The 26323-nt window shown below is 50.1% G+C and carries 21 protein-coding genes and 1 pseudogene; 16 read left to right on the top strand and 6 right to left on the bottom strand.

What is annotated here, in order from left to right:
• Positions 1-113: 113 nt before the first annotated feature.
• Positions 114-488, bottom strand: coding sequence for a hypothetical protein (locus B157_RS0104565; RefSeq protein WP_020602196.1), 375 nt, complete (start codon positions 486-488; stop codon positions 114-116).
• A gap of 227 nt (positions 489-715) precedes the next feature.
• Here B157_RS0104565 and B157_RS40010 point away from each other — a divergent pair, with 227 nt between their 5' ends.
• From B157_RS40010 to B157_RS0104555, 3 genes are all read left to right on the top strand, one after another.
• Complete coding sequence (locus B157_RS40010; RefSeq protein ID WP_281168438.1) at positions 716-847, top strand: hypothetical protein; 132 nt, start codon at positions 716-718, stop codon at positions 845-847.
• Between the two features lie 61 nt (positions 848-908).
• Positions 909-1679, top strand: coding sequence for a hypothetical protein (locus B157_RS0104560; RefSeq protein ID WP_020602194.1), 771 nt, complete (start codon positions 909-911; stop codon positions 1677-1679).
• A gap of 83 nt (positions 1680-1762) precedes the next feature.
• Positions 1763-2197, top strand: a complete 435-nt coding sequence (locus B157_RS0104555; protein WP_020602193.1) for a hypothetical protein — start codon at positions 1763-1765, stop codon at positions 2195-2197.
• A 522-nt stretch (positions 2198-2719) separates the two neighbouring features.
• Here the strand turns inward: B157_RS0104555 and sov are convergent.
• Positions 2720-11020, bottom strand: coding sequence for a T9SS outer membrane translocon Sov/SprA (gene sov, locus B157_RS0104550; protein ID WP_020602192.1), 8301 nt, complete (start codon positions 11018-11020; stop codon positions 2720-2722).
• A 286-nt stretch (positions 11021-11306) separates the two neighbouring features.
• A complete protein-coding gene (locus tag B157_RS0104545; RefSeq protein WP_026308493.1) occupies positions 11307-12797 on the bottom strand; it encodes a cellulose synthase family protein in 1491 nt (496 codons plus the stop codon).
• 198 nt (positions 12798-12995) lie between these two features.
• On the opposite strand from B157_RS0104545, the gene B157_RS0104540 reads away from it, so the two are divergent.
• The 5 genes from B157_RS0104540 (at position 12996) to B157_RS0104520 (ending at position 16724) form a co-directional block, all read left to right on the top strand.
• Entirely contained in the window at positions 12996-13802 is an 807-nt protein-coding gene (locus tag B157_RS0104540) for a Rossmann-like and DUF2520 domain-containing protein (protein WP_020602190.1), read from the top strand.
• Positions 13803-13818: 16 nt separating this feature from the next.
• A complete protein-coding gene (locus B157_RS0104535) occupies positions 13819-14859 on the top strand; it encodes a WD40/YVTN/BNR-like repeat-containing protein (protein ID WP_020602189.1) in 1041 nt (346 codons plus the stop codon).
• Positions 14860-14948: 89 nt separating this feature from the next.
• A complete protein-coding gene (locus B157_RS0104530) occupies positions 14949-15182 on the top strand; it encodes a hypothetical protein (protein ID WP_020602188.1) in 234 nt (77 codons plus the stop codon).
• Positions 15172-15510 (top strand): type II toxin-antitoxin system PemK/MazF family toxin, encoded by a 339-nt coding sequence (locus tag B157_RS0104525; RefSeq protein WP_020602187.1) that lies wholly within the window; start codon positions 15172-15174, stop codon positions 15508-15510. Before B157_RS0104530 ends, B157_RS0104525 begins: the two co-directional genes overlap by 11 nt.
• A gap of 161 nt (positions 15511-15671) precedes the next feature.
• Positions 15672-16724 (top strand): M48 family metalloprotease, encoded by a 1053-nt coding sequence (locus B157_RS0104520; protein WP_020602186.1) that lies wholly within the window; start codon positions 15672-15674, stop codon positions 16722-16724.
• Between the two features lie 146 nt (positions 16725-16870).
• Here the strand turns inward: B157_RS0104520 and rocD are convergent, their stop codons facing one another.
• Positions 16871-18124 (bottom strand): ornithine--oxo-acid transaminase, encoded by a 1254-nt coding sequence (gene rocD, locus B157_RS0104515; RefSeq protein WP_020602185.1) that lies wholly within the window; start codon positions 18122-18124, stop codon positions 16871-16873.
• Positions 18125-18239: 115 nt separating this feature from the next.
• Between rocD and B157_RS40005 the strand changes: the two genes are divergently transcribed.
• The 8 genes from B157_RS40005 (at position 18240) to B157_RS0104475 (ending at position 23680) form a co-directional block, all read left to right on the top strand.
• Positions 18240-18410, top strand: a complete 171-nt coding sequence (locus B157_RS40005) for a C1orf53 family protein (protein WP_020602184.1) — start codon at positions 18240-18242, stop codon at positions 18408-18410.
• 60 nt (positions 18411-18470) lie between these two features.
• On the top strand, positions 18471-18710 hold the full coding sequence (gene rpmB, locus B157_RS0104505) for a 50S ribosomal protein L28 (protein WP_020602183.1): 240 nt from the start codon (positions 18471-18473) through the stop codon (positions 18708-18710).
• A 152-nt stretch (positions 18711-18862) separates the two neighbouring features.
• Entirely contained in the window at positions 18863-19585 is a 723-nt protein-coding gene (locus B157_RS0104500) for an RluA family pseudouridine synthase (RefSeq protein ID WP_026308492.1), read from the top strand.
• 108 nt (positions 19586-19693) lie between these two features.
• Positions 19694-20659 carry an NAD(P)H-quinone oxidoreductase gene (locus B157_RS0104495; protein ID WP_020602181.1) on the top strand — a complete coding sequence of 322 codons (966 nt, stop codon included), beginning with the start codon at positions 19694-19696 and terminating at the stop codon, positions 20657-20659.
• 150 nt (positions 20660-20809) lie between these two features.
• Positions 20810-21070, top strand: a complete 261-nt coding sequence (locus tag B157_RS0104490) for a hypothetical protein (RefSeq protein WP_020602180.1) — start codon at positions 20810-20812, stop codon at positions 21068-21070.
• A 193-nt stretch (positions 21071-21263) separates the two neighbouring features.
• Positions 21264-21524, top strand: coding sequence for a hypothetical protein (locus B157_RS0104485; RefSeq protein WP_041951895.1), 261 nt, complete (start codon positions 21264-21266; stop codon positions 21522-21524).
• 325 nt (positions 21525-21849) lie between these two features.
• Positions 21850-22746, top strand: coding sequence for an MBL fold metallo-hydrolase (locus tag B157_RS0104480; protein WP_020602178.1), 897 nt, complete (start codon positions 21850-21852; stop codon positions 22744-22746).
• A gap of 91 nt (positions 22747-22837) precedes the next feature.
• Positions 22838-23680 (top strand): 3-keto-disaccharide hydrolase, encoded by an 843-nt coding sequence (locus B157_RS0104475; protein WP_020602177.1) that lies wholly within the window; start codon positions 22838-22840, stop codon positions 23678-23680.
• A gap of 535 nt (positions 23681-24215) precedes the next feature.
• On the opposite strand, the gene B157_RS0104470 is transcribed toward B157_RS0104475, so the two are convergent.
• On the bottom strand, positions 24216-26069 hold the full coding sequence (locus B157_RS0104470) for an NACHT domain-containing protein (RefSeq protein ID WP_020602176.1): 1854 nt from the start codon (positions 26067-26069) through the stop codon (positions 24216-24218).
• A gap of 30 nt (positions 26070-26099) precedes the next feature.
• A pseudogene (locus tag B157_RS0104465) lies at positions 26100-26323 on the bottom strand (ISLre2-like element ISRsl1 family transposase); the annotation flags it as partial.

The following is a 26323-nucleotide window of genomic DNA, read 5'->3' as shown; positions in this document are numbered from 1 at the left end:
GTTCGGCCCCAATTGCTACTACCCGTATATGAACTGGTAAAAAAACGCGTGAACTGCCAAGGCCCCGCCCGGTTCAGCAACCAGACGAGGCCAGAAAAATGGGCAAAATGCGTTCAGATCAACCGACAGGTACGCGACTGCACGGACTCAATCTGAATGGTTTTGCTGATGACTTGTCCGCCAATGGTTACCCGAATCTGGTAGTTGCCCTGTGGCAACTGCCAGAGGTCGAAGGTTTGGTGAACGGCCTTCTTGAGCGCAATGGTGCTGGTGTAGAGCGTTTCTTTCTGACTCCGAAACTCGATTGTAGCCTCATTAGTATCCTGACCAATGGCCAGTTTTAGTTTACCAGCCTCCGACAGCCAGATGGCTACGTTATCGGTAACGATATAGGTCGTTGCTTCCTTCGGCAGCGTCTTGCTGTCGTCGTTAGTGTTGGGGGCCGTGCTAAGAGTCGCGGCCAGGGCGAGCGCAAAAAAAGTGTTCATTGGTTGTTGTTGGTTTTGGTGAAAAAAGAAGAAGGCATTGTCTGTCGATGGCTTCGTTGCCGTGATTGACGGATCAAAATTGGCGAATGGTGCCAGCGGTTGGCAACGCTTTTCTGCCGAAACGCAACCTCGGCTATCTGAACCGGACAAAGAGCCGGATGAACTGCGGCTGAACCGTTTATCAGCCCGAGAGCCGGTTCGTGCCGTACCTCACCCGGCTTCATCCCATGCGTCGCTTCTGTCCTTCACTGCCATCTGTTCTGGCCCTAAACCACTTCATCCGGTCAAAAATCCGGTTGGTATATTCATTTGCGCAGTTGACACAACCGGGCCTGGATGTAGGCCTGGGGCGGGCGTAGGTTTGCAACGGGATTTACACTGTCCCGCTGAACATTTCTTTTTTTCAAAACACAAATCTGTATGAACACCCTGTTTACAAAAAACAACCTGCTGGCTGTGATCCTGACAGTATCCAGTGCTACCAGTCCCATGCTGGGCCAGTCGAAACGGCCGGCCTTACCAGTCAAACAACCCATTACCACAACGCGCCCGGCTTCTTCCCGCCCGGCTGGCCAACCGACAGCAACAGCCAAACCGGTCGCTACCCAGGCACCTGCTCAACCGGCCAGTTCTTCCGCTCTGGCTACAGCCACGTCAGCACCGGTCCCGACCAACCGTCGGGTGGCTACGGCTCCGGTTGGGACTGCGCCCGCGAAACCCGCCAAAACGCTGGCCGGTACCCGTTACAAATACCTTAACGCGGGCATCGGCCTCGCGGCCTATTACGGCGGTGGCCTGCCGATAGGCATGTCGTTTGAAGTGACCACCAAAAATAACAACATCTCTGTGGGTGGCTCGGTCGATTATTTCCGGTACGGCTACAATTCAGGTGGCTACAAATGGAACTATACCTTCGTGTATGCCGGGACGCGAGCCTCGTACCACCTAGGCGAATTGCTGGATGTACAGAATGACAAATTCGACCCCTACGTGGGGGCCACGCTGGGACTGCGCTACGCTGGCTACAAGGATACCTATGGCTACGATAACTACGCCAGCCCCTACAACAGCGGTCTGTTTCTGGGTATTCACCTCGGCAGCCGGTACATGTTCAGCGAGAAAGTCGGCGGTTTTGCCGAAGTGGGCTATGGCGTTTCAGCCCTGCGGTTAGGCGTAGCCGCTAAATTTTAAGCGTTATCCGTCAATTACTTTCCTCCTTTTTCACCGCCCGCACAAATGGTCAAACCATTTACCGTGGCCTAACGATCAAACCAATGAAAACCATAGTACGCTTCCGTTCTGTAGCATTCGTGCTGCTGCTAACCACCACCCTCATTACGGCCTGTAAGAAAAACAATGACGCTGTTGCTCCCGATGCCGCAGCCCAGGCTGCTGGTTCGTACACCTATTCGGAACTGACGTTCAACGGCCAAACCCTGCCCGCCAGCCAGACCAATCTTAAAGGCACCATTACTGTGGCACGCGAGTCGGCCGGCAAAGTGAGTATGGATGTAAATATTCGCCAGAAATCAGACAACAGCGAGTTCATTGTGCTGTCGGGCGGTGGTGTCGATGTGTTCGACGCAGGCAGCGGCAAACTAACCTTCAAGTATGACGGTGAGCAGATTGGCGAACTGAATAGCAACAATTTGACTATCAACGGAGTAGATGATAGCAACGTGCACTTTACCATCGGCGCCACTAAATAAACGTATACCTTGGAATGCGCTCAAAAAAACGACGTTTAGGCACTGGCCTCGATCACGCTCCCTATCTTCCTACGCTACCGTGTTTGACGGGCGCGTTCCGGTGCATCAGAAACAGCACCCCGTACCCGGTCAGCCAGCTCGTCAGGTGGGCTGATTGCCGACCTCCTGCGGTTCCCTTCAGTGAGTATTCCGGTCGATTTTACTACCGGATCCATCTGTAAACCAGCGTCAAAAATGGCACAGGAAGATACGAATAACCAGCCCGTTGCTACCGGCGGATCACTCAAAAGCAAGACATAAGTTAGGTTGAAATCTGAATCTCCGACGCGTATTGGTGTCGGAGATTTTCGTCCGCTACCCTACCACCTCTACAGCTACGATACATGATGAAAATACACTGACCTTGAGCCAGCCTATTCCCACACAAAAAAACCGCGGTTTTCTAAACAGAGCGCGGTTTTCGATGGTATGATTATCGCATACCTACTCATCCTTTCGGGTACGTCCCGGTCCGCGAACGCCCTACTCGGCTAAGTTAAACTTCACCTGAACCCCGCCCGATGTGGTGGCCCGCTTGAAAGAGTTAGACACCAGTGGGTCGTTGAAGGTACGGTCGAAATAGAGGTTGAAATTTAACCGGCGGCTCACGATGTAGCTGACCTGCGGCCGCAACTGGAAGTTTACGTTACCCGCCGTAACAATCTGCTCGGCATCCAGTTTTCGCTGAATGGTGCGCGTATCCCGGAAGGTCAGGGCGCAGGAGAAGGTCAGGTCGTTTTTCAGCTTTTTGTAGGCCCCGTTGATGCGGAACGGTATCCGGAAATTCTGCTTTGTGAAACCCAGTGAGGCCGTCAAATCTTTGTTCCGAAGTTCGGCCACCTGCGCGTTGGACAGGCTCAGGGCCACGTCGCGGCTTTGATTGTAGGACAGTTGGCCCGTCATGCGACTCTTGGTCTGGAACTGGATCCCCAGCATGGGCGCAAACTTCTCCGACATGGTGATGGTACTCAGGGCCACAATAGGCACAAACTGGTTGAGTTGATTCAGGATTTGCCCCGGCTCAAACTCCTGCACGGCCAGGTTCACGTAGGCCGCTCCATAATCCAGATTCGAGATGAAGTTTCCTACGCTGTAGGTCGACGAGTAGCTGTGGTTGATGGTGAACGCGCTGAACTGCTTCCGAATGAAGCCTAATCCCGAAAGCCCGTTGTAGGTAATCTGCCAGTTGGGCAACGGGAAATTATAGAACGGGGAGAACTTCGCCTTTTCTTTTTGCTGACCGCTGTAGGCCGCAAAAAATGCAGGAACCAACACATCCTGCGAATTGAGGTCGTACGTTCCCTGCCGGTTTTCGCCCTTAGCCATTGCGTTCAATTTCTGGCTGAAATAACGTCGGTAACTCTCCAGGCTATCGAACAGAACCGACGTATTATCGCCACGTAGTCCTTTGAAAGCCGTTCGGAATGACCAGAACGACATGCTGAACTGACCACTGCGCACGGGCGTCTGGGTTTCGAACGGGCCGCCCTGCGAACCCGGACGGTAGTACTCCTGGTATGCATCGGTCCGGTCGAGTCGCCAGTTGATCTGCATCCTGAAATCCTTGAACGGCTCCAGGGTGGTGCTGGCCGTAAATTTTTTGGTGATGTTCTGCTGAAAGGCCGTGTTCTGGACCGTACTGGGCGAAATCCACCCATTTGCCGCGGCTTTATAAGCAATGTCGTGCGCCTGACTACCCAGCACAAACCCAATGCCCGGCGCGTTTTCCGGGCTCAGGCCAAAAAAGCGGGGGGTGGGCAGAAAGCCGGGCAGAATCGTGGCTTCCTGCCGGATATACGAGAAGTTGATGCCCCGTACGGTTAACAAAACGCGGGTGAAATTTTTCAGCACCTTACTTTCACCCCGTTCAATGTCCTCAATATCGCCTGGGTTACGGGCAAAGTTTTTCCGAATGGGCGCGGGCGTATTGACAAACCGCAGGTAACGTATTTTATTGTACAGGCGAATCAAATCAACGCGGCCCGTTATGCCCTGTTCGCGGTTGTTACGGATAATATTGCCGAACGGTACCCCCAGCGAATCAACAATACCGAACGAGTTAGCCTGAAACTGGTAGCCAATGCCATAAACAGCATCAGCCGCAATCCAGTCGAGCAACGGGATTTTGTCCAGCGGCAGCCGGTACGTAGCCCGAATATCCTGCACGAAGTTTTTCATCCGGCCCAAGTGCTTGATGCTGTTCAGAATCGAGTCCCGTTTGGCCTGCGTATCAATATCACCCGCTGGCTCATCGATAATCGCATTGGCCTGCGAATGATAGGTCAGCACCAGATTCCGGGTCAGGTTCCAGGTCAGATCATAATAGCGATTGAAGAGGAAGTACTTCTCAAACTGCGGCAGAATCCCGTCCGTTGTCAGGTCCGACGAACGAAGTTGGGTTTTGATAAAACTGCGGTCCATATCCGTTCGGATGGACACTAACGAAGGGAGCAGCGTCAAATTAAAATCTTTGAGCCAGCGCAGGTAGGGAGCCTCAAATGAAGCCACATCCCGGAAGGGCTCAAACGCTTTCGGCTGCACACTGTAGGTGTACGAGATGCCGCCCTTATTTTGCCGTTGCAGGTATTCCTGGGTCAGGATGTTCGTCCGTTTTATGTCGTTGAACGCGTAAGTGAAGGCAAAATTCTCAAAGTCCCAGAAGTGTAATTTAGCATTAGGATTCGTTTTTACTTTCCTGACGTTCGAGAAGTTATAGCCCCGGCGGGTGGTATTATCCTGCACCAGTTGCTTGTAGCTGTCCCGTTCCAGTTCCGGCTTTGTGTCTATGGACGTTTGCAAGGGGGTATCGGGGTCGAGCGGGTCGAAATGGGGGTTCACATTCCGGTGGTCGTAGTTGACATACAGCGGAATTTTAAGCCCCCAGCTGGCGGGCAGAAACTTATCGATGGCCAGTGCAGACGATACCCCGAACTCGGAGGTTGTTTCCAGGGCCCGTTCCCCAATACGCGTCTGAACGCCCCCGAAACCAAAGGTCGTTATTCGCCCCGAAGCGGTGAGGGTACCCAGGTCTGCCAGCTTCATACTGACAGCCGCGATAGCCGCCATGCCCGCGTGCTGGTCGTAGCCATTGGCCCGAAACTCATCGACCCAGATGGTGAACGTTTTGGGCCGTTCGCCATCGCCCAGAATTTTAGGATTACGCATCCCAATCATCACCGACTGCACCGAACTCAGGTCGGGGTTACCGACTACCGTAATCAGGTAATGCCCATCGGCAGAAGGCTGCGTGAAGGGTAATGACGTTCGGCGACCAAACTGTCGGTTACGGTTTGCTTTCAGGTCAATCAACTCCTGAAGTGCAATGTCCAGCGCATTGGCATCAGGCCAGACGGCTTCTGGAGACTGATTACCGGAGAGCGTTGCAACCAGTCGGGGAATTTCGATTTCGTAGTAGTTGTCCGTATAATCCGTGCCAACCCGCACAAAAGCCGATACCTGACCGCTCTCGTTATCGGGGTTGTGCATGTGGACAAACATCTTGAGCCGTTCCCGGAAAAGCAGGTTGAAATTGGTATTCCGGAATGCCCCGCGCGAATCCCCATCGCGCAGGTTCGTTACGCTCAGGCGCATCGACTGTTCGTTCAACTCCACGATGTTAGGCTGTGTGTAGTCCCGGTCGCGAACGTATCCCGGTGGTACCGAGTACACGTACTTATCTCCCCCCTGAGCAGTAACCTGCGTACTGCTGTTCTCTTCTACGTTGACGGTGGAAACGGTAAAATTGGCGTCGTAGGGTTCGGGTACTTCCTGCAAACCACGTTGGGTCAGGTCGCCGGTATATTTACGATACTGGTTGGCTTCCATCTGCAACTGGGCAAACCGGAGTACAACCGGGTCAGCAAAATTGGTCAGGTACATCCGCATAAAACGGATGGATTTGAACCCGTTGATGCTGCCTACTTTCCGCAGGGGTTCGCGCACCGGAATCCGGAACTGATACCAGGTAACCACTCCACCCGGTGCCCCTTTGGTTGGCACAGATACTTTATCAATAATGTACTTATTCTGCCCGACTTCTATTTTACCCGGTTGCAGGTCTATTTCATACTCGTAATAAGCCTCGTTATCATTGATGGTATTATCGATATTCAGGTCTTCGATGTCGGGCAGGGTTGTCGATGCAGGAGTCAGGAACTGGTTGGCGCTGGTATTTTCGGGCGAGTTGTTTTCCATACCCATATACCGCTTATACCGGCCTACGATGTACTGGGCCGAATCGGCCTGCTCACCCAGATAGAACTGAAAATCATCACCAGAGGGATCCCGTTGTATGTCGGCCAATACGCCGGGGTTGTTCGTTACCCGCGTCCGTATAGTGTTTAGGTAGCTGCTGAACCGTTGCCTTTCCGCGTCGTTTTTCAATCCGTCCAGGCCAATATCCTGCTGCTCACGCGCCCCCGCCTGGAAGGCATTGGTTACGAATTGCCGCGTAGGTGCCCGGCCCCAGGCGGTAGAATCCGTGCCGGGATTTCGTACGCTGATGGCCGAATCAATCGGAAAGCCGTTTTCAAACTCGTATCGGCTATCCTTAATGACATCTTCCGAAATATCGCCCAGGTTGAACACCAGTTTACCACCCTGAACACGGCCCGTATTGTCGAACTGTTGATTGGGCCCGCTCCGAATCACGCCGGAAGGACCGGGCACAAAGGGGTCCATGAGCCAGAACGTTATGTTCTCTACGTTGGCATTGTCGAAATCAATGTCGGAGGCAATAGCCCGCGTAACCGAACCAAAATTATTTCGTGGATTAGGCAAACGACCCAGTGCATCCAGGTTCGGGTTGTAGTTGTACATACCCCGCTCAGTCGGAAAATACGCCACGTCCAGAATGTTTTCGGGCAGCTGCACCGGTCGGGCAGACCGGCCGGGAAACAGCTCCTGCGGTAAAAAAGGCCGTTCGTACACGTGGGCGTTCGCATCGTCTATATCGATATTGGATGCTACGCCCAGCACACCCGTAGAGCCAAAAATACTGGGGTCTACGGTATAGACCGAAATCCGGGCGCGGTTGTAGGCGTAAGGCAATGGATCGGCAAAGGTGCCCTGCGGAAACTGCTGCGGAGTGGCACCCAGCCGCCAGCGGGTGGGTTGGCGGGTCAGGTCATAAATAGTCCGGGCCGCTTCAAAATCATCCAGGAAACTCTCGTTGTTAGCTTTCTGATTGGTGCTGGGGAAGAGTTGCGCCACTTCGCCATTGAACTGAATGGTCGACATCTCTTTGGTTTGCACACCCGGCAGCGCATCCAGCAGTCGGGTAAGACCGGGGGAGTCTTTGCGGATGTTGGCATTCACACCCAGAATGGTGTTGTTGACCGGCTCATTACCCAGAGCCACCCGCGTCAGAAAACCGGCGGGGGTTTCCTTCATGTGCATGGCCGTCAGCCCGATGCTCACATCCCGATTGACAGCATAGTCCAGCCGCGTACCCACCAGCGATCGTATCTGGTTTTGGAACAGGTCGGGTTGTTCGTAGCTAATCCGAATCTCACGACCCGAATTCGTCACACTCTCGTTAATAATCCGCAACCGGCCAATCTGCGCTTCGAGTACATAATCCACTCCGGCGCTGAGGGGTACCCCGCCCGCCGTAACCGTAACCGACTGTTCATTGACCCCGTAAGGCAGTTGCACTTCGGCCCCGTTGCCCGACTGGAACGAGCCTTTCAGGAAAAATTTATTTTTGTCGGCTATCTGCTGAGCATCCGCCTTGGTGGTACGGTACAGTTCGTTGAAGACGTATTTAGCCTTTAAACTGGTTTCGTCGGTATCGAACTGCCGCTCCAGATATGCTCCAAACGGCTCCAGTACCGGGAAAATAATTTTCCCATATCGGCTGTCAATCGTGTAATTCTCCACGTAATCAAAATTACCATCGGGCTGGGCATCCAGCTGCTGATTGAGCCGGTCCATGCCAAACAATTGCACCAGTGGGCGGTTCTGCGTCCGCCTGCCTTCCTGCAGGTTCGGGTTGTCGATCCCCGTCAGGTCATCTTTATAAATAACCCGTAGCTGGAAGCCCTGCCGGGTTATCTGCGCCGTATTGAGCCCGTAAATGTTTTTCATCATCAGGTTCCACATCGGCAACTGAAGATTGTTCCGCAGCGTAGCTGACTTTAACAACTTCATGACCAGCACTTCACCATCTCTGCGTGCCTGATAATCTTCGGTCATTTCCCCCACTTTGTAGCGTTGGCCCTGATAGGTGTACTCGTAGGAAACGGCCAGAATTTCGTCATTTCGCAGGGGTGTTACCAGCGATATATACCCCAGGTCGGGCTGCAACCGATACTCCCGGTCGGTCAGGCGTTTGGCCGCCCGCAGCAGGTCATAGTCCGTTCCTTTGGTCAGTCCATACGTGCTCGTCAGTACATCATTAGTCCGGTCTACCTGCCGGAGCGGGTTGTTGGAATCCGACGTTAGTTTACTATACAGGCCGTTGGCACCATTGGCCGTAGGGGTCCGGTTACTGCGGGAGAAGGGGGGCAGATTTGGATTCGCCTGGCTATACGGATTGCCTTCGCCCAAATCCTGAAAACCAACTACATTCCGCAGCGATTCGGTGGTGTTGGTGCGGTTAGTCACATACACTTCGATACGGGTAATGTTAATTCCCGACGTTACCTGTGGCAGTGTTTTCAGGGACGACTCGTAGATGGACCGAAAAAACTGCGACAGAAAAAAGTGCTGATTCTCGTCATAGTTGTCAGCCCGAATTTCAAACGGCCGGTTGGAAGTCCCTCCCCGCAAAACGATCTCGCTCTTGCGCGACCGTTGCTGCGAAGCCACGATTGTAGCATTCAGTTTGCCGAAGCGGAGTTGGGTTTTTATCCCGAACAGGTTTTGTACGCCCGGAATAAGCTGACTATTGACCGCCCAGCTAATATTACCGACCTCAAGGCCCTGCAAAATACTTTCGTTCTGGGGGGTAAAACCCGGCAGGCCGGGGGCATTCGGGGTGCCGGGTAAGGTGGGTGCCGCCGGAAGTCCGGGCTTCTGCCCCGAACCGAAGGCAGGCAACCCACCGCCCGGACGGTAATTTAATTTGATGGCATTTTCAAAGTTAAAACTGGCTTTGGTATCGAAGTTGGCCAGTACGCCCAGCTTCTCGCCAATCTTACCGTTGAAATTGATGTTGATTTGCTCATTAAACAGAAAATTACCCGTACGACGCTGACGAACCGGATAAGCGGGGTTGTCATTAAACTGGTAGAGATACCCAAAATCGAGCGTGACAAAGCCGTTGGGCTTAAAATCGACCTCACTACCGCCAAAAAGCCGGTCGATGATGGGGGGTAATTCGAGTTTCGGAATCAGGCCACGTCCACTCAGGGCACTTTGGCCGTCGCTGCGGGCACTGTACTCGCGCCATAGATTCTGTTCGACACGCTGATTCTGAAGTTCGTTATAAGTTGAAAAAGGAATCGTTTCGGCAGGTCGGTAAGGCAACCCAAACTGCGACGGGGGCAAGGCCAGACCGGATAACCCCGTACCGGATGCGGGGGGCGAGGTCAGGTCCATTCGTCCCGGCACGCTGTTGGGCGTAGGTGCGCCTGACAGGGATACGCCCGTTCGGACTCGTTCCGACACATCAAGCCCCCCATTTGGCCCGAGCCGAAAGTCGGTGGAGACACCTTTCGGGTCTCGTAAGATAAAGGGCGATTTAGACGGTTGGTCAGAGAAACGGGTGGCACGTCGGTCGGGCCAGTTTATGGTTGGATGACGACCCGCACTACGCACGGCCCGAAGGCTGTCTGTGCGGTCCTGAATAGCTTTCTTGACCGAATCGGCGCGGGCAGCGGCCTGTCGGCGGGCATTGGCGCGGGCAGTATCAGTAGCAGCCTGCTGCCGGCGACCGGCGGCCCCCCGCCGGGTTGGCGTCGGGTCCTGCACTGCCTTCTTGATGGAATCAGTTTGAGCAGCAGCCGCACGTTGGGCAGCAGCGCGGGCCGAGTCCGCACGGTCGGTGCGTTCCTGCACCGCTTTTTTGATAGAATCGGTCCGGGCAGCAGCCGCACGTTGAGCAGCAGCACGGGCTGAGGCTGCACGGTCAGTGCGTTCCTGCACCGCTTTTTTGATAGAATCGGTCCGGGCAGCAGCCGCACGTTGAACACCAGCGCGGGCCGAGTCTGCATTGACCCGAATTCGGTCGGTGCGTTCCTGCACTGCCTTCTTGATAGAATCGGTCCGGGCAGCGGCCGCACGTTGAACACCAGCGCGGGCGGAGTCCGCATTAACCCGAATTCGGTCGGTGCGCTCCTGCACTGCTCTCTTGATGGAATCGGTTCGGGCAGCGGCCGCACGTTGGGCAGCAGCACGGGCTGAGGCTGCACGGTCGGTGCGTTCCTGCACTGCTCTCTTGATAGAATCGGTTCGGGCAGCAGCCGCACGTTGGGCAGCAGCGCGGGCTGAGGCTGCACGGTCGGTGCGTTCCTGCACCGCTTTTTTAATAGAATCGGTCCGGGCAGCAGCCGCACGTTGAACACCAGCGCGGGCCGAGTCTGCATTAATCTGTTGCCGTTTATCGACTTTACCTGGGTTCAATTCTTTTTCAAGCTCCGATTCTACCTCTCCGTTAACCTGTTGCGGTTTATTAGCTCCGCGCCGGGTGGGGGTGGTCGGGTTCTGCCCGTAGCTTAACCCCAGCCCCATAAGTAGCCAGCACCCCAGTATCAGCCAGCCATTCTGAGCGAACAGAAGCCTGCCAAAAGCGGGGATATGGTGGTAAAAAAGAGACGTGTGAACAATGTAAGGGTTCACCATTTGGGACTTTTCAGGTTCAGAAATAGGTGTGTACGGTACGTACTTCTATCAAACGGCCAACATCAGATCATTCGTCTAACCGGGTTGTAGAATTTTTTAACCGGCAATCTACCGTTCATTTTGACATAACACGACGAAAAGCTACGTACAAATCGTCATTCATCTGCCATCTGTTACGCGGGAGATGATTAACCTGTCAAAGCGCCCTACAATTTCCAGGCCATACTTTACCGATGTAAACTTAGAGATATATGCCAGGAATCGAACTACACAGGCAAGAAACAATTCAGGCTCTTACCGACACGGTACGATTCATGGCCTGAATGAGGGAGTAAATAGCCACCATGCCGAAGCCAACCATGAGCATGATGTGAAGGAAAAAAAGGCGAAAATCCTGTAGATAAACCGCCAAAGCAAGGCCCCCCAGAAAATAAAGCGTCAGGGCGCCTTCCGCTACGGTTAGCCAGCTTACCCGGCGGTTGATGTATTTGTTGGCAGCCCAGCTGTCGGTAGCCGCCTTGACATTAAACTTAGGCGTACGGACAAACGGCGTTTTCCTGCCAATGTAGCCTTCGATTACCGCAATGGTATTGTGCAGCGATAACCCCATCATCAGCGATGAGTACATGGGAAAGTACCAGATTAATTTCGCTTTGCTGGTCCCGGTCAAAAACCAGACTGGAATACCGTAAAACGTAATCAGGATAATCAGGTTAAGCTGAAACAAATTAATAATCATAAATACCCGCTCCCACTCCGGATGCTGACTTCGTATATAGATCAGAGGAACGCTCAGTACACCCAGTACTAAAACCAGAATGAATGTAGCACTGCTGAACAGGTGAAAAAAGGCGTGCAGCTTCATAGGAAGCGATATACCCGGCGTTTTGATAACCTTCACAAAAAGCTTACGGGCGCATTCGGCAGCTCCCTTCATCCAGCGATATTGCTGCGATTTTAGCGCATTCATGGCAACGGGTAACTCGGCCGGGGAGCCAATATCCTCCCGATAAACAAATTTCCAGTTGCGTAGCTGCGCCCGGTAGCTCAGGTCCAGATCTTCGGTGAGGGTGTCACTCTGCCAGCCCCCGGCATCAATGATAGCCTCTTTGCGCCACACTCCGCCCGTTCCGTTAAAATTAGCCAGATACCCCCCTGCATAACGGCCACTCTGCTCAACGGTAAAGTGGGCATTCAGGCCAAAAGCCTGTAGCTGCGTGATGAGCGAGAAATTTTCGTTCAGATGCTCCCAGCGGGTTTGTACAATCCCGACTTGTGGGTCAGAAAAATGCGGTACCGTTTTCAGTAAGAAGTCAGGGTCGGGCACAAAGTCGGCATCGAAAATAGCGATTAACTCCCCTTTAGCCAGCGTAAGTCCATAGCCAAGAGCCCCAGCCTTGAAGCCCGTCCGCTCGGGTCGGCGGATGTGTTCGATGGCGAAGCCCTGCTGTTTGTACTCAGCCACTTTTTCGGCAATAATGGCTACTGTTTCATCCGTCGAGTCGTCCAGAAGCTGAATATCGAGTTTATCTTTTGGGTATTGTATCCGGGCAACGGCATCAATCAGCCGCTCCACCACATAGAGTTCATTATAAACAGGCAACTGAATGGTTACGAGGGGCAGGTCGTCGGCTGATAGTATGGCTGTCGGCTGAATCAATTTCCGACGCTGCTTTATGGAGCGTAAATACGTAATTATCAGGCTTAGTTGACCGAAATTATATAAGAACAACAGCAAAAGGGCCGTTGCGTATACTAGTAAAACGAGAATTTCCATAATAATGCCGACGAAGCTTTTTTTACTATAAACCGGTATACCTAAAGGCTTGGTCGTCTGAACAAGTGAGTAACGGATTTTGTGAGGAAATAGTTGGGTTCCAACCAACCGGATGAGCCATTGTGACGGCATAGGTGGTCAATTGGTTACCTTTAGCCAACACGGCCTGGTTTCAGGTAAAATAGTTTATACTTGGGCATGGAAATAACGTTTGTCGGTGCCGGTAACCTGTCCTGGCACCTTGCTCCGGCCCTTGAAAGTGCCGGGCATCATATCAATGAAGTATACAGCCGCCAGCTTCAGCATGCCCGTCAACTGGTCAGTAACCTGTATGATGCCCGAACGCATTCGGACCTGAACTTTGCCGATAGTCCGTCCCGCTTGTTTGTTCTGGCCGTTTCCGACCAGGCACTCGAGTCCGTTTGCTCCCGGCTGGTACTACCCGAAAATGCCCTGGTGGTGCATACGGCGGGGGGCCAATCCCTGCGCTCACTGGAACAATGGATGGCCGTTTATAGCGATGTTCCTGTGCAGACGGGTGTTTTCTACCCGCTTCAAACCTTCACGAGGGAGCAACCATTCATGAATTTTGAGGACATCCCGCTCTGTATCGAATCGGCAGACCCGACGGTTGAGGATAAGCTGGTACGTCTGGCACAGGATATTAGCCACACCGTTTACGTTATCACCTCCGAGGAGCGAAAAGCATTGCACGTGGCGGCCGTGTTCGCCTGTAACTTTACCAATCACCTGCTGGCTCTTGCCAACGATATGGTAAGCGCCGAAGGAATGGATTTCGATTTGCTCCGGCCCTTGATAGCAGAAACGTTTCATAAAGGACTTGATGCCGAAAGTCCGGCCGATGTTCAAACGGGTCCGGCCCGCCGGGGTGATTTGAAAACAATTGAAACGCATCTGACTTATCTGGGCAATCAGCCCCAACTGGCAGAAATTTACCAATTATTGACAACCAGTATCCAACGTCACTATCGTTCAACTCGTTAGCAAAAACCTGATTCTCATGAATAGACTCACGTATCGTCTGGCCGTATGCCTGTTAGTTCCTTTTTACTGTGCTGCCCAATGGCAACCCCAGGCGGTTGGTACGGATGCCAGTTTTCGGGCCGTAAGTGTAGCCGGTGCCGATGTTGCCTGGATTGGCGGTACGAAGGGAACGTTTGTACGAACTGCCGATGGGGGAAAAACCTGGCAAACGGGCACAGTGCCGGATGCCCAGACCTGCGACTTTCGCGATGTGCAGGCCATTGATGTCCAGACTGCCTACCTGATGAGCGCCGGTCCGGCAGAAAAAGGGCAGGCCCGGATTTACAAGACAACGAATGCCGGGCAAAACTGGACGTTACTTTACCAAAATGAACAGCAAGGCGTTTTCTTCGATGGAATCGACTTTTGGGACAATAAGCACGGCATCGTTTTCAGCGACCCCGTAACCGATGAAGCGGGCAACAAAAAGTGGTTTATCCTGACAACAGACGATGGAGGTAAAACCTGGCAACGCGTACCCCCAGCCGCTTTACCTACTATGGAGCCAAACGAAGCCGCTTTTGCCGCCAGTGGTACCAGCCTTGTCGTGGAAGGAAAACGAAATGTGTGGATTGCGTCGGGCGGGGGTGGGCATGGGCGTGTGTTTCATTCGTCGGACCGGGGTAAGAGCTGGACCGTCAGTAACACGCCCCTGCCGGGTGCCGAAGCGACAGGGATATTCGGTCTGCGTTTTTTCAGCGACAAAATTGGCGTAGCCGTTGGCGGAAATTACAAACAGGAACAACAGCCCGGCCCCAATGCGACCATTACGCGCGATGGCGGCAAAACCTGGCAGCTCCTGACCCCAACCGACCCACCCGGGTTGAAAGAAGCCGTAGCTCTCCTGCCCGGCGACCGCTTGCTGACGGTTGGCCCGCCGGGAACGAGCCTGTCTGCCGACCAGGGACAAACCTGGCAAAAACTCGACGCCGAAGGCTTTCACGCTGTGGCCTGCGCCAAAGGTACCTGCTACGCCGTTGGTGCAAAAGGAAAAGTAGCCGTGCAGCGGTTCAAATGAGAAGCGTCTTTGGAGGATTGAAAGGCTATACGTTCAGGCATTGTTAGCCGATAATTTGTGTAAATTTGCTTAAACGAAACTAGGTCAACATGGTAGCTATCGAGTCATCAGGAACGGTAAATCAGGAAGGTCAACTCATCTTGACTCATCCACTCGACCTGCGCAATCAGAAAGTCAAAGTGTTGATTCTGGTCCCTGACGTATCGGACGACGAAGCATGGTTAACAGCGATACGCACAAACCCCTCCTTTAATTTTCTGCAAGATGAGGCTGAAGATATCTACACGCTGAATGATGGGAGTCCCCTGACGAATGAAAAATAAAATTATCCTCGTACCCTTCCCGTTCGATGACTTAAGCAGTAGTAAAGTACGCCCCGCCCTGTGTCTCACCGATTCTATCGGAGCTTACGACCATGTAGTTATCAGTTTTATCACCAGCCAAATAGCTGGAGCTAGCGAACCAAGTGATTTAAGAATCATAACGACTGATCCTGATTTTGAACTGACAGGGCTTAAGCTGGATTCTGTTATTCGACTCCATCGACTAGTCACTATTCCTACCAGGTTGATTCAGCGTCAGTTAGGCGTTTTGCCCGGCTCTTATCAATTTGTTCTGGAACAGAAATTAAGGGCACTTTTTACTCTATAGCTCCCGTTTCATCCTGAAAATCAGTTATTGAGGGATTTCACACCGTTGGTGCAAAAGGAAAAGTAGCCGTGCACCGGTTCAAATAGTTTTGGAATCGATTAAAATAGCCGCCTGTTTACCATCGTTATTTAGCCGTGTTGAACGATTAACCCCATTTGGTTATGCCCGTGCGATTGGCTTTATCACTTCCCATTTTTTTCCTGAGCGCGGCTATGAGCCCGCTGTTTGCCCAGAACACCGCTCCTATACGCCCGTTTGCCTCGGGGGCATTTATTTGCAATTACACCGGAGGATCTGTTAATCCTGACATTATCTGCTCACAGAAGCCATCCAATGGACACGCGGAGAAAGTGGTCGACCGGATTTTAAAACCAATCGGCCTGATTCGTAATTTCAAAGTGGTCGAATGCGCCAATACAGATAACTGCTTTGCCACCGTATTGAAAGGACAACGGTTTATCGTGTATGATGCTGCTTTTATGCAGGGTATCGAGGAACAGACTGAAACTGACTGGTCGGCTATCAGCATTATGGCGCACGAAATTGGGCACCATTTGCAGGGCCATACCATTGACGGGCGCGGTGGACAGCCCATTAAAGAAATTGAAGCCGACAAATTTTCGGGCTTTGTCCTGCATCAGTTAGGTGCTTCGCTGGATGAATCGGTGGTAGCCGTACGAACCCTCGGCGATGAATATGCTACCTCTACGCACCCCGCCAAACCTGCCCGTGTGGAGGCTATTCGGAAAGGCTGGCTGGAAGCCGAAGCCATGTATCCCAAAAGCCGGAACTATGCCAAAACGCCAACGGCAGTAGCCCCCAAACCCGTCGTTACGGCTAGCCGCCCGGCTATTGCCACCCGCCCGGTTGTTATGTCCAAAGCACCAGTCCGCTCAAAAACAGGCTGTGTTTCGGGCGATTGCCAGGATGGAACGGGCGTTTTTGTTTACCCCACCGGCGAACGCTACGCCGGCGAGTTTGAAGAAGGCGACAAACACGGCGAAGGCGTTGAATACTACACCGATGGAAAAGTGAAATACCGGGGAAACTTCCGGGATAACCTCCGCTCTGATTACGGTGTATATTACTACCGAAATGGCGACAAGTACATGGGCTGGTTCCAGAAAAACGTCCCCAACGGCAAAGGAACTTACTATTTCTCCGACGGCGATAAACTAGCGGCTACGTTCAGAAACGGGCAGCCAGTGCAGTAAAGATGTATGATATACGTACCTAATTACTTTGTCATTGATAGGCAGGTATTGTCGTTCATAGCCATTTGCTGTTACCCTTTTATCTGACAACACCTCACAACAAATGACTACCGAATGACAATACCTGACAACGTATGACTACTTCATCAAAACGCGAGTATCGTCTTCTCAATGATATCGCAGGCTTCGTGCATTTGCGCTTCTTTGATGGTGAGCGGGGGCGCGAACCGGATTTTATCGCCATGCGTTGGCTTGGTGAGCAAGCCATTGTCTTTTAGTTTCAGGCATATTTCCCAGGCAGTTTGGTCGCCCAGGTCCGGGCGTTCGGTGATGACGATGGCGTTGAGCAGGCCCTTTCCCCGTACCGTTTGGAGAAGGTCCGTTTTCTGGCTCAGGCTGGTCATTCTGGACCGGAATACCTCGCCCATGTTTTGGGCATTCTCGGCTAAATGCTCATCCTCCACTACCTGAAGAGCTTCCATCGTGACAACGCAGGCCAGTGGGTTACCGCCATAGGTACTCCCGTGCTCGCCGGGCTTGATAGTCAGCATCACTTCATCCGATGTCATCACGGCCGATACGGGCATGATGCCACCCGACAGGGCTTTGCCCAATACGAGCAAATCAGGCTTTACGTTCTCATGATCGCAGGCAACGCGTTTGCCCGTTCGCCCGATACCTGTCTGCACTTCGTCGGCAATGAATAGCACGTTATATTTTGTGCAGAGGTCGCGCACTCCGCGCAGATACCCGGCATCGGGTACTACAACACCCGCTTCTCCCTGGATTGGTTCAACCATAAAGCCAGCCACATTGGGATCGCTTTTGAAGGTGTTCTCCAGGGCTTCGAGATCGTTGTAGGGAATAACGATGTAGCCCGGCACTAACGGACCAAAATCATTCGTGCTGCTGGCATCGGTTGACGATGAAATAGCGGCTAGTGTACGACCCCAGAAATTACCGGTGGCAAAAACCATCTTGGCCTGATTCTGGGCAATCCCTTTCACGAGGTAAGCCCATTTACGGGTTAATTTAAGCGCAGTTTCTCCGCCTTCGGCCCCGGAATTCATCATCAGGGCTTTGTCGAAACCAAAGTAGTCGCAGAGGTATTTCTCGCACAAACCCGTTTTATCGTTATAAAAAGCCCTTGACGTTAGCGTCAGTCGCTGAGCCTGCTGCATCATGGCATTGACGATACGCGGGTGGCAATGTCCCTGGCTCACGGCACTATACGCCGACAGGAAATCGAAGTAACGCTTTTCGTCCACGTCCCAAACGAAAATGCCTTCTCCCCGCGTTAGCACGGCCGGAACAGGATGGTAGTTATGGGCACCATAGTGCCATTCCAGGTCCATCGCTTTATCAGCGGACGAAACAGGTATTTCAGGGTCGAGTGTCATATGAGTAGCAGTTTAAAATAGGCTTATCGGCCTTCTGTTTGCGTTTGAGCAACTAACCGACAGCACAGTGTGTTTCCTTCAAAAATACGCTTTCTTCGACACAAGCCCAAACCAAATGCCCCCGCAGCCATCCCAAAAAAACATTCCAGAGGTAATCACTGAAGATTATTACCTCACGCCGGAAGGGTACATGGTCTTCACGGCTGCCTATCACCTGAAACGGGGGTACTGTTGCCAGAATGGTTGCCGGCACTGCCCGTACGGATTCAAAAAAAAGAAAGATTGATTTGCAGGTTTGGGATAATTTAGCCAATTTTGCGCCCTCATACGGAAAATCAGTACGGTAATGGCCAGAATTTGTCAAATAACAGGAAAGCGAACACGCACGGGAAACAACGTTTCTCACGCTAATAATAAAACCAAGCGTAAATTTTTCCCCAATCTCCAGAAGAAGCGTTTCTTCGTTGAGTCGACGGGTGAGTGGATTACGCTGAAGGTGGCTACATCGGCCATCAAGACCATCAACAAAAACGGTCTGGAAGCAACGCTTCAGAAGGCTCATCAGCGCGGTACGCTGTCGTTATAGTCTTTCGAAAAACCATTCATCGAGCCTTTTCCAGTCAGGAGGAGGCTTTTTGTATTAAATATAGTCAGGGGGTTAGTTGATCAGTCGGTGAGTCAGCCAGTAGGTTCCCAGTGGCACTGATCAACTCTCCGACTGATCAACTAATGAACGCTATGAAACTCACCTTCACCGACCTCATTGTATTTGAAAATGAGGATTATATACTTGTCAATAAGCCTCCCCGCGTAGCCTCGCTGGATGAGCGTACGCCCGACCGCAGCGGGCAAAGTATTGTCAGGCTGGCGAAAGCTTATTGTGCCGACGCCCAGCTTGGGCACCGCCTGGATAAGGAAACGTCGGGAATTTTGGCCATTGCCAAAAATCCGGAAGCTTACCGGCATCTGGCCATGCAGTTTGAACACCGCGAGGTGACAAAACGCTACCACGCTGTTACGAACGGCGTGCATGATTTCGCCGGTATCTCGGTCTATCTGCCAATTTCGCCCGCTAAAGACGGAACGCTTGTCCGGATTGACCGGGAGAACGGAAAAGTAGCCGAAACCATTTTCAATACGCTACAGGCCTATAAAAATACTACGCTGGTGGAGTGTTTACCCATTACGGGTAGGATGCACCAGATTCGGGTGCATCTAATGTGCCTCAAAGCACCCATCGTCAATGACGCTACCTATGGGGGCAAGCCCGTTTTCCTGTCTGATGTAAAGCGCAAGTTCAACCTCAAGCAGGAAACCGAAGAACTGCCCCTGATTCAGCGTGTTGCCCTTCACGCCTACTCGCTTACATTCACGCTGCTGAATGGCGAAGAACACACGTTTGTAGCGCCCTATCCTAAAGATTTCGGGGTGCTGGTGAAGCAGCTGGAAAAGTTTGCATAAAAAAACCTTCTACGCACCCATCCATCGCCAGACACGAATAACGATTACCAATTTTCGGGTCAGATCGTTTTTTCCTGACAAAAGGCAGTCATTTATGGTTATTCATGGATGAAAGCAATCATCATAACCAAACCCGGCGATGGATCGGTTCTTGCCCTGCAGGAGCGGGCGATTCCGCAACCCGAATCCGGGCAAATTCTTATTCGGGTGCGGGCGGCTGGCGTAAACCGGAGTGATATTCACCAGCGAACAGGCGGCTACGGCACCGACCCCACCGGTCAGATTCCGGGTCTCGAAGTGGCAGGTATTGTGGAAAAGTGTGGACCAAATGCCAGCCAATGGAAAATTGGCGACTCTGTTTGTGCCCTGATTAGCGGGGGCGGATACGCAGAATACGTAGCCGTAGACGAGCGGCATTGCCTGCCCGTACCGGCAACGTTGACATTTGCGGAAGCAGCTTCTCTACCCGAAACGGTATTGACCGTCTGGTCAACGGCTTTTCAATGGGGGCAACTGTCTGCCGGAGAAAATTTTCTTATACACGGGGGCAGTAGTGGCATTGGCGTAACGGCCATTCAGCTGGCAAAAGCATTCGGCGCTGATGTTTATGCCACAGCGGGCAGTGATGAAAAATGTGCGGTTTGCGAGCAACTCGGGGCAGTCAGGTGCGTCAATTATAAAAAAGAAGACTTTGAGCAGGTATTGAGTAGCGTACCCATCGACGTTATCCTGGATATGGTTGGCGGTGATTATACCCAAAAAAACCTGAACCTGCTGGCAATGGATGGTCGGCTGATGTTTATCAACGCCATGCAGGGTGCCGACAGTCAGATTCGTATTCCAACGCTAATGCAAAAGCGCATCACAATCAGTGGCAGTATGTTAAAGCCACGCGATGCCGACTTCAAGGCGAAGCTAACTGCCGACGTAGAGAAGCATGTTTGGCCCCTTGTGGCCGATGGACAGTTCAAGCCAATTGTTTACCGTACATTTCACTTGTCCGAAGCCGCTAAGGCACAGGAACTCATGGAAAGCAGTGACCACATCGGCAAGATTATTCTTGCCGTGCAGTGAATACCGTGAAGTATTTACTTGTGTTCGTATCTGGACAATCGACAATGCGTGCTGGGATGCAGACTACCCTAAATAAAACCTTCCGGTTACTCTTTACGTTGAAATAAAGCACGTTGAATCGAGGTTAAAACCCAGCGGGCAACCGAACAAATGGTTATATCGACACTATTTAGTCTGTTAACACCACTCGTTTTCATAGCTGGAATAGGGGTTGTTAAGATTCTTTATGGCTTTGTCGACATGAGGCAGCGGAATAATGTGCTACAGTTCTTTTTCGGTATTCCTATTGCGGGTGGTGCCCTCGGACTGCATTTTCTGCTTCGCCAACTGGCCCACCACAACACGATGCATGTATGTATAATTGAAACCATTATTGTTGCGGGTATGTGGTATCTGTTTCAACGCTCCTGATCGTATATCCCGACTATTCAACTAAACAGGCTTACCGCTTTACGAGCAGGCTCACTTCTGCAGTTGGTTAATCACTCCTTGTCGCTGGGCTCCCCGCCCTCCGGCAAACTGACAGTTGGGCGGGGTTAACTGGATGTATTAAAACCATTTGAACGAACGGCTGTTATTGCTGCAAACAACTTCAAGAACCATCATGGATAAGAAAGTAACGACTATTGTAGGCATTGCTCTGGGCGCAACACTGGCTGCCGGTTTTGGCCTCTATACCTATTTTAGCAAAAAATCCGGCACTACAGTCGGTATGGGTGTAGCTGAACGTAACGGAAAGAGCCTTTTCGGCGATAGTTATATAGGTAACAGCCTGGTTAAGAGCACCGGTCTTTATGTGAGGCAAACAGATAACGGCCTTGTTGGTGGTGGACTGGCTCTGACCGGCAATACTAACAACGGCTGATTCTGCCTGGTCTGGTAAGGGGTAATAACCAACTCTTTCACCTTCTCTGACTAGCCTGACAAACCCAATCCAATCAGGTCGTATAAATAGGCTGGTCAGAGATTATACCTCATTACGGCTTAGTTAACGGACAGTATCGGACTGATTCGTAGTTAGATAATCCGTAGCCCTGCCATTACCCCGTTATACGTTATCAGATGGTGAACCCACGCGAAAAATGAATCAGCCTGCGTATATTTATCGGAACTAATGGCTGTTTAGCATTGATACGCGAAAACGTCCTGTACTAGTTAGCCCCAACGATTAACTCTTAATAAACAGGTAAATGAATCGCAGAAATTTTGTTCACTACTCCGCACTGGCCATAGGCGGTGTATCATTGATAAACCATCCTCTTTTTGCCCAACTGGCTGCCGACGACCCGTATAAGATGAAAATGGTTCGCGACTCGGTGGGGGTATTTACTGAGAAGGGCGGTACCATTGCCTACCTCCGCACCAAAGAAGGGTGGGTAGTGGTAGACTCAGAGTTTCCGGAACAGGCACAGCATCTGATTGAGGGTCTGAAAAAGACGTCTGATATCCCCATTCATCTGCTAATGAACACCCACCACCACGGCGATCATACGGGCGGCAATATTGCCTTCAAAGGTCTGGTGGAGCACGTGGTGGCCCACGAAAATTCGCTGAAAAACCAGAAGGCCGTAGCCGAAAAATCGAAGACGGAAGACAAACAGCTCTATCCCGATACCACCTTCAGCAATGGCTGGAAAAAGAAGGTAGGCGGAGAGAGCATCCGGACGTATTATTTCGGGCCGGGCCATACTAATGGCGACAGTTTGATCCACTTCGAAAACGCCAACGTAGTACACACGGGCGATCTGGTGTTCAATCGCCGGTACCCCTTTGTTGACCGAAGTGCCGGGGCCAGCGTTAAAAGCTGGATTACGGTTCTGGATAAGACATTGACGACGTTCGATAACAAAACAATCTTTGTTTTCGGCCACGCGTTCGACCCCGAAAAAATAACGGGTACCAAAGAAGACATCAAGGCATTTAAGGATTACCTGGAAAAACTACTCGTCTTTGTCGGACAGGAAATCAAGGCCGGAAAATCAAAAGAAGAAGTGATGAAAGCAACGTCTGTTCCGGGCGTTAGCGAGTGGCAGGGCGACGGTATTGCGCGCAGTTTGCAGGCTGCCTACGAGGAATTAACCGCCTGACAATTGTCGCTTAATCAACACAGATACTTTATTCAACTGCTTACAAGGGGGTCGATACACACAATCGCCCCCTTTTTTACAACGTTGTCCTATGCGTCTAGTTAGCTTATTGATTACTTTTTGGTTTACCACAACCCTATCGTTGGCTCAGTCGGGCAAATGGACGGAGCTTTTCAATGGAAAAGACCTGAAAAACTGGGCGGTGAAGATAACCGGCCATCCGCTCAACGATAACTTCGGTAACACCTTCCGGGTAGAGAACGGGAATATGGTGGTGCGTTACGACCAATACAACGCCTTCGACGAGCAGTACGGCCATATTTTCTACAATAAACCCTTTTCGGCCTACCTGCTGGTGATGGAGTATCGATTCGTTGGTGAGCAGGCCAAAGGCGGGCCCGGCTGGGCCACGCGCAACAGCGGGGCGATGCTGCACGGGCAGGACCCCAAAACTATGGGGTTGAAACAGGATTTCCCCATCTCGCTGGAAATGCAGTTGCTGGGGGGCGATGGTCAGCACGAGCGGCACACGGGTAACCTGTGTACACCCGGCACAAACGTAGTGCGGGACGGGAAACTCTTTACGCCCCACTGCATCGACTCCAACTCGAAAACCTACGCCGGAGATCAATGGGTGCATGCCGAAGCCCTGGTGCTGGGCGACTCGCTAATCAGGCACATCGTTGAAGGCGACACGGTGATGGTCTATTCAAAACCGCAGATCGGGGGTGGCAATGTCATTCACCACGACCCGGCCGTCAAAAAAGACGGGCAACCCCTCAGCGAAGGCTACATATCCCTGCAAAGCGAAAGCCACCCCGTCGAGTTTCGCACCGTCTCCCTGTATGATTTATCGTCCTACATGCGGAAGCCCAAAGAGTTGAATGCAGTGCTAAAGCAGCTACAAACCCGGAAAGACCATGTGGGTCGGTGAATGAACTCCAGCTGTTTGCGGACTGTATATGGTTTGTGCAGGCATCTAGCACTAGAGTCACAATACAGGGCTTTCTTATAAAAAGTTATAACCTCGTAAAAGTGGTATCTGTGCAGAAAAAACCTATTTACACGACCCAAAGAACTCCGTAAGAGTGATATAATTTATTAAAGATGTCACTCCTACGAAGTTCTTTGGGAGTTTAACAACCTCATTCTACAACGATTTCATGCCTGCGGCATTTTTATAAGAAAGCCCTGAGTCATAATAGAATGAAGTATGGGTAGTAACCGAATTTTATAGTCAAGCAGCTTTCTCATAAATCAGTCGCACTTCGAGTTCGATATAGGGCTTGATTAGGGAGGCAATTCATTGTCAATAGCCAGGTTTACAGGCTTCTCAAGCAGATCAGCTAATTGATCCTGCATATCTAGAAACTGAAAAAAGTCGACACATTGCTTATAGACAGTAAAAATTTTTATTGTCTATAAGCAATATTTTATAAAGTATGTAGCATATTTTATACTAAATGTAATTAGTAATATTTAAAATACATCTCTACTTCTTTTTGCGAAAGGCTTGAAAAAATTTTCCTATTTTGCTCTATAAATTTATCTACACCAGATAAAATAATACTGTAATTAGTTTTTTCAATTTTTGAGACAATATCTATAATAGGGGTATTTTTTTCCTTTGTTGAAAAAAGCCTATAATAAAGTAGACTATTAGGCACATTAACTGGATAAGCAAATCCTCTGTCTAGGTAATACAAATCGATTAAAAAGTCCAGCTTATTACTTTTAGGCCAATCTTTCCATTCTAATAAGTTTTTTATTTTCAAGATGTTTGTGATTTCTTCATGTACTTCTGGTGCAGACTTAAAATATAACCTATTATTTATTGTTCTTATTCTATGAAATTCTTTTACAAAAAGAAAATCAAAATATATAGCTATCATGTATGGATTTGAATTATATTCTTCAAACATCAATTTATACCCAGTAAAATCTTCATTATCAATGATCATATAGTTGCATAAAAATATTTCAATAAAATTATAACCAAACTCCTGTTTAAACTTAAGGCTGGCTATTTTAGAAAGAAATTTAGAGCGAATAAGCTTATATTGATGATTATCATTAACCAGCAAAGCACAATAAGCTGATTTATAAGCGGATATTTCTGAAGTAACATCACTTTCAAAATAATTGACAAAAAGATTAATATCTAGCTTAAATAAATGTAGAACACGGTATAAATATATGACTTCATTAACTAAGTCTGTTTCAAAAAAAACAGCCAACAATTTGTTTATTAATTTCCCCTCTAAACTAGGGTCTTTTGCACGAGCCAAATTATAGAACCTAATAAAGTAATCTAAATTATTAATATAAATAGTATTTGACTCTATATTGTTAATATATTGCTCAAAGAAATAATCTGGATTTCCACTATTAACAAAGAATTCGATAGTTTTTTGCCAAAAAGGATTTCCTAATTTATCATCCAAAGAAAACTTTCCGGATGGCAACAGATTATCGCGGTGTAAGGTAATAGCCGTAAGATAATCTTGAAAAGTTTTGTGTTGAAATTCAAAGGTAGTCTCATCAAAAGAATCACTTACAGTTTTACCAGTTAATAATCCGCTACGGTCACGTAAAGCTTTCAATAACTCATCTGTCGCCGAAGCAACTTGATTAGGTTCCAAACCGTAACGTGCAATAAATTGCAACAAGGCCTCCCGTATTTGATTAACGTTCAATATTGTATCTTCTTTTTCAGAGAAACGAAATGCAACTTTTCGAATTACTTCATATAGCCGGTCAAAATGTTTATTACCAAACAAAGTTGGGTAAAAATCCATGTTCCTCACATCGTCCCATCGGTAAAGAAGAGTCTTTACAAATTGCTCGTATAGCCCCTCAGCATTGTCAACGGAATATGTCTTTTCTATACTGTGAATTAACAACACTAACGATAAAAGTAACGGGTTTTGTATTAATTCTACTAGGGGCTCAATTTCACACGCTTTTTGGAAAGCTATTCTATTCTCTATTAAATTATTCAATACCAATCGATAATGTTTTTGCTTATACTCTCTAGGATCACTTTCGATTGCAAGCCGTAGTATATCATTATATGTAGAGTACCAATTTTTTGTAAATAATTTTACCTCAGATTTATTAAAGTCTTCTATTTTAAATAATTGAAAATGTCCAGAAAAAATATGATAATCGGTAGGTCTTGTAGTCAAGATAAATCGATTGTCAGAATTCATTTTACCATAATTATTTACTTGCTGGATAAGCCATTTTGCAATAGAAGTTCTTGAAATTTCTATACTACCATATTGTTTACTTTCTGGAACTTCATCAATACCATCTAACAAGAATAAACATGGGTGCAATTCAAAATGTCGCTATGCGGCCATCGCATAGTTGATTGGCTCAATCTGCTGACGAACCAAATTCCATCGGTTGCTCATCAGGCAAACGCGCAAGTTTAGAACACGCTGCGCACCCCGAATACTCCAGCGTTGCCCAGACCGCTTCAACCGTCGTTGCATCACCGTTCGGTGAGCTGATTCGATAGCCCCAGACCCAATCAGAAGGCCCCGTTTACGATACGTTTTATAGTCCATCC

It is taken from the genome of Spirosoma spitsbergense DSM 19989, assembly GCF_000374085.1.
In the GTDB taxonomy this organism is placed as follows: Bacteria; Bacteroidota; Bacteroidia; order Cytophagales; family Spirosomataceae; genus Spirosoma; species Spirosoma spitsbergense.
This window is presented reverse-complemented; position numbering and strand designations above follow the sequence as displayed.